The sequence below is a fragment of the Bradyrhizobium sp. NBAIM08 genome (assembly GCF_020193935.1).
GTDB classification, from domain to species: Bacteria; Pseudomonadota; Alphaproteobacteria; order Rhizobiales; family Xanthobacteraceae; genus Bradyrhizobium; species Bradyrhizobium yuanmingense.
The window spans coordinates 1-464 of sequence record NZ_JADYVR010000212.1 but is presented as its reverse complement, the minus strand read 5'-3'; the positions used below and the strand labels follow the sequence as shown (position 1 = coordinate 464).

Below are 464 nucleotides of genomic sequence, written 5' to 3'. Positions count from 1 at the left end.
CTTCATGTTCTGGCGCAACCTGATCGATCCGTATGCGCGCGAATGGCAAAACGAGTGCGGGCGCTGGGACTTGCTCGATGTCGTGCGCCTCACGTACGCACTTCGACCCGAAGGCATTGAATGGCCGACCAAGGAAGACGGCAAACCCAGCTTCAAGCTCGAAGACCTGGCGCGTGCCAACAGTTTGCTGCACGAGGCCGCGCACGATGCGCTGTCGGACGTGCGCGCCACCATCGCGCTGGCCCGTCTGATCCGCGACCGGCAGCCCAAGCTGTTCGAATTTGCGCTCGGCCTGCGCAAGAAGGACCGCGTGGCCGCCGAACTCGGCATGCCCGCCACGCGCGAAACGGCCAGGCCCTTCCTGCACGTGTCCGGCATGTTCGGCACCGACAATGGCTGTCTGGCCGTGATGTGGCCATTGGCCAGCCATCCGACCAACAAGAACGAGTTGCTGGCGTGGAACC

The 464-nt window shown here is 64.0% G+C and carries 1 pseudogene; it reads left to right on the top strand.

The features are described from left to right. Nucleotides 1–464, top strand: a pseudogene (locus tag I6F37_RS39165) (exodeoxyribonuclease I); the annotation flags it as partial.